This is a genomic window from Actinophytocola sp. (assembly GCF_049647105.1).
Taxonomy (GTDB): domain Bacteria; phylum Actinomycetota; class Actinomycetes; order Mycobacteriales; family Pseudonocardiaceae; genus Actinophytocola.
In genome coordinates this window covers 1-2,916 of record NZ_JBARWZ010000156.1, presented here as the reverse complement: position 1 = coordinate 2,916, position 2,916 = coordinate 1, and the positions used below count along the sequence as shown (strand labels likewise).

General features: G+C 69.2%; 5 protein-coding genes. 3 read left to right on the top strand and 2 right to left on the bottom strand.

Annotated elements, in window-relative coordinates:
• The first annotated feature begins 184 nt into the window (after window positions 1-184).
• Entirely contained in the window at window positions 185-715 is a 531-nt protein-coding gene (locus WBA97_RS19860) for a GNAT family N-acetyltransferase (RefSeq protein WP_424232360.1), read from the top strand.
• 11 nt (window positions 716-726) lie between these two features.
• Window positions 727-1,776, top strand: coding sequence for a histidinol-phosphate transaminase (locus WBA97_RS19855; RefSeq protein ID WP_424232359.1), 1,050 nt, complete (start codon window positions 727-729; stop codon window positions 1,774-1,776).
• Between the two features lie 98 nt (window positions 1,777-1,874).
• On the opposite strand, the gene WBA97_RS19850 is transcribed toward WBA97_RS19855, so the two are convergent.
• Both WBA97_RS19850 and WBA97_RS19845 read right to left on the bottom strand, forming a co-directional pair.
• The gene (locus tag WBA97_RS19850) at window positions 1,875-2,141 is read right to left on the bottom strand and encodes a hypothetical protein (RefSeq protein WP_424232358.1); all 267 of its coding nucleotides are present in this window, start codon (window positions 2,139-2,141) and stop codon (window positions 1,875-1,877) included.
• A gap of 81 nt (window positions 2,142-2,222) precedes the next feature.
• Complete coding sequence (locus WBA97_RS19845) at window positions 2,223-2,519, bottom strand: hypothetical protein (RefSeq protein WP_424232357.1); 297 nt, start codon at window positions 2,517-2,519, stop codon at window positions 2,223-2,225.
• A gap of 35 nt (window positions 2,520-2,554) precedes the next feature.
• On the opposite strand from WBA97_RS19845, the gene WBA97_RS19840 reads away from it, so the two are divergent.
• Complete coding sequence (locus WBA97_RS19840) at window positions 2,555-2,773, top strand: FmdB family zinc ribbon protein (RefSeq protein ID WP_424232356.1); 219 nt, start codon at window positions 2,555-2,557, stop codon at window positions 2,771-2,773.
• Window positions 2,774-2,916: the final 143 nt, after the last annotated feature.

Sequence of the window (2,916 nt, the reverse complement as noted above, 5' to 3'; positions counted from 1 at the left end):
CTACTTCCCGACCAAGCCCTACACCGGCCTCACCCAGACGGACACTTTTCATGAGGCAACGAATCCGCCTACGCGGGCATCTTGACGTGAGGCAACAGGGCGTTGTCGATCTTGACTGTGGATAACTGGTGCCGCTGTGGACAACTGCCGTGGCGAGACCGTGTGCATCGTTAGCATCGGTGGGGTGACGCACGTTGCGGAGGGCGACAGACCGGAGCGGTTCAGCACCGCGCGGTTGGTGCTGCGGAAGGTGACGCCGGACGACGTCGACGCGATGATCGCCATCCATGCCGATCCCGAGGTGGTGCGGTTCCGGCCGGAGGGGACGAGCACGCCGGACGAGTCGCGGCAGCTGTTCTCCGCGTGGCTCGACCACTGGGCCGAGTTCGGCTTCGGGTACTGGGCGATCGAGCTGGCCCGCACGGGCAGGCTGATCGGGTTCGGCGGGCTGCAGCTGTCGTACTCCGACGACGGCCCGTACCTCAACGTGTTCTACCGCCTGTTCCCCCGCCACTGGGGCCGCGGCTACGCGCCGGAGATGGTCCTCGCCGCGACGGAGTGGGCCCTGCTCGCCTTCCCCGATCTGCCCGTCATGATCATCACGTCGACGCTGAACGTGCCTGCCCAGCGGGTCGCGATCAAGCTGGGGTTCACCGAGGTGCGGAGGGCGTGGTTCCAGGGCACATTGTGTTGCTTCTTCAAGCTCCCGGCATGAAGATGCGGGCCATGCCAGTTACCGTCAGAGCCGACCTCGCCTCCCTGCCCGACTACATCGCGGGCCGGAAGGTGCCCGGGGCCGTCATCCTCTCCAGCAACGAGCTGTCCGGTCAGGCCCCCGCGTCCGTGCTGGCCGCCATCGCCGAGGCGGCCGCCGACGTCAACCGCTACCCCGCGATGGGTGCGGACGACCTGCTCGACAAGACCGCGGAGCACTTCGGCCTCGACCGGCCGCGGCTCGCGGTCGGCTGCGGTTCGGTGAGCCTGTGCCAGCAGCTGGTGCAGGCGACGTGCGAGCAGGGTGACGAGGTCGTGTTCGGGTGGCGGTCGTTCGAGGCGTACCCGATCGTCACGCAGATCGCGATGGCGACCGGTGTGAAGGTGCCTCTGACGGCGCACCACGGGCTCGACCTCGAAGGCATGCTCGCCGCGGTCACCGAGCGCACGCGCCTGATGTTCGTGTCGAACCCGAACAACCCCACCGGCACCGCGCTGCGCACCGCCGAGCTGACCGACTTCCTTGACCGTGTCCCGGAGAACGTGCTGGTGGTGCTGGACGAGGCGTACCGCGAGTTCGTCACCGACCCGGACGTGCCGGACGGGTTCGACTTCCTCGACCGCCAGAACGTGGCCGTACTGCGCACGTTCTCCAAGGCGTACGCGCTGGCCGGCATCCGGCTCGGCTATCTCGCCGCGTCGCGCGACGTCGCCGCCGGGGTCCGCAAGGTGGGGATCCCGTTCTCGGTGAACAGGATCGCGCAGGCCGCGGGTATCGCGGCCATGGCGGCGACCCCGGAGCTGATGTCACGGTGCGCCGACGTGACCGTGGAACGGGTCCGCGTGCACGAGGCGCTGCTGGAGATGGGCTACGACGTGCCCGCGTCGCAGGCGAACTTCCTGTGGCTGCCCCTTCGCGAGCGGACCACCGAGTTCAACGAGCACTGCCTGGACCAGAAGGTCGTCATCCGCGCGTTCGCGGGTGAGGGCGCGAGGGCCACGATCGGTGTCACCGCGGAGAACGACGCGTTCCTGGCGGCCGCCAGGTCCTTCCCGCGCTAGATCCGTTTCACCCGCGGGTCCCTGCGCTCACACAGACGGAGTCGGGGAACGTCCGACTCCGTGTGTCTGAGCGCAGGACTCGCGGTGTCCGCGCGGCATCAGGCGGCGGCCTTCTCTGCCTTCAGCTGGTCGACGAAATGTTGACGGGCGTCGGCCACGCGGCGCCAGTGGGCGATGCGGTCCAGTTCCGTGGAGGCCCTCGCCAGGACCTCGGCGGCGTGCGCGGCGGACTCGATCTCGTTGGCCGCGGCGGCGAGGTCACCCGCGTCGATCAGGGTGTAGGCACGGCGCATGCCGGACTGGGCCGTGGCGTAGATGGCGTAGGCGGCCATGTTGTCCGCGAGGGCGCCGAGTGGGTGCGACATCGGTTTCTCCTGTCTGTGAGGCTGCTTACACAGACACGTCGAATCCGAGGCCGCCGGTTCGACATCCGGCGGGCGAAATTCCTAACGTTTTCGTGTCGGCCGCCGTCGGCCGCGCGCCTGCCAGCACCCGAGGTGCCAGTGCCGCCGGTCGGCGATCGACCCGACATCGTCCGCGGGCCACACCACCACGTGCGCGACTCCCGGCTGGATCTCGTGGTCGCAGCCTGGACACCGGTAGGTCTTCGTCGCCTGCGTCGCGCTCACGTTCCGCACGAGCCAGTCGCCGTCCGGCGCCGACTCGGCCCGCTGCCAGCCCGCGCTGCCCAGCGGGCGCGGCTCGGCGGGCGGCACGCGGCGGTCACGGTTACGACGAGGCACGAGACCTCACGGTAGCGGCAGGGCAGAATGGGGACGTGCCGACATACGAGTACCGCTGCCGCGACTGCGCGACCACCTTCGAGGTGCGCCGCTCGATGAGCGAGTCGTCCGCCCCTGCGTCCTGCCCCGATGGCCACGACAACACCGTCAAGCTGCTGTCCATGGTGGCGATGACCACCGGCGCCGCGGGCAGTGACGGCGCGTCGGCCCCGTCCGGCGGCGGCTGCTGCGGCGGGTCGTGCGGCTGCGGCTGAGCACGCAGGCTCCCCCGAGTTGTCCACAGCCGCACCAGTTGTCCACAGGTAGGCCGTCAACCCCCTGTTGCCTCACGTCAAGATGCCCGCGTAGGCGGATTCGTTGCCTCATGAAAAGTGTCCGTCTGGGTGAGGCCGGTGTA